Source organism: Shewanella sp. Sh95 (assembly GCF_001308045.1).
GTDB classification, from domain to species: Bacteria; Pseudomonadota; Gammaproteobacteria; order Enterobacterales; family Shewanellaceae; genus Shewanella; species Shewanella xiamenensis.
This window is the reverse complement of the sequence record NZ_LGYY01000209.1, coordinates 1-791: the sequence shown is the minus strand read 5'-3', so window position 1 is coordinate 791 and position 791 is coordinate 1. Positions and strand designations below refer to the sequence as shown.

Here is a 791-nt window from a genome sequence, read left to right as displayed (position 1 = left end):
TTGCTTGGTGACAATAGCATTGTGGTCCCACCTGATCCCATCCCGAACTCAGAAGTGAAACGCAATCGCGCCGATGGTAGTGTGGGGTCTCCCCATGTGAGAGTAGGTCATCGCCAAGCGCCTAATTAAACAATGAAGCCAGCTGAATAGCTGGCTTTTTTGTTTTTGATGTTTGCAATTTTTAGATTGTGATTTTGAAAGCACTCATACCAATTCCATTAACTAACTGGTCAAAATTGTCCATGGTCTAGTACACAATTCTATCACTCTTGCTTTCTTCTCAATGAAGGTATTCCATGCGATAGAGCACTGTTCGACAATATCGTCATAACCACTAAAACAACGATTGGCCAACACATTTTGACGCAGCCATTGCCATACCTGCTCTATTGGATTCAACTCCGGTGAATAAGGTGGCAACTTGAGAAGCGTCAGATTATCAAAGTCATCGGCCAAATCCTGTTGATGCCAGCCTGCGCCGTCCATGATGACCAGCGCATGGCGCCCAAATGCGGTGGCGGCTGAAATCAGTTTTAAATGCTCGTTCATATATTCGCTATTGGCATGCGGGGCAATAATCGCTTGTGTCGCCCCCGTTGCCGGACACACGGCGCCATATAGATACGCTGATTCAAATTGTTGCTGCTTGACGGCCCGTGGACGGGTCCCTTTCTCAGCCCAAATACGGGTGGTGGTATTCTGTTGGCCAAAGCGGGCTTCATCTTGAAACCAAACGTCAATGCGATCGAGTGCAACGTGCCCAGGTGTGTTAAGGATCGTTGCCATCCGGA

At 47.9% G+C, this 791-nt stretch carries 1 rRNA gene and 1 pseudogene; one reads left to right on the top strand and one right to left on the bottom strand.

What is annotated here, in order from left to right:
* The first annotated feature begins 3 nt into the window (after positions 1–3).
* Positions 4–119: ribosomal RNA gene (gene rrf / locus AEA42_RS15290) — 5S ribosomal RNA — on the top strand.
* A gap of 103 nt (positions 120–222) precedes the next feature.
* Here rrf and AEA42_RS15285 read toward each other — a convergent pair.
* A pseudogene (locus tag AEA42_RS15285) lies at positions 223–791 on the bottom strand (IS630-like element ISSpu8 family transposase); the annotation flags it as partial.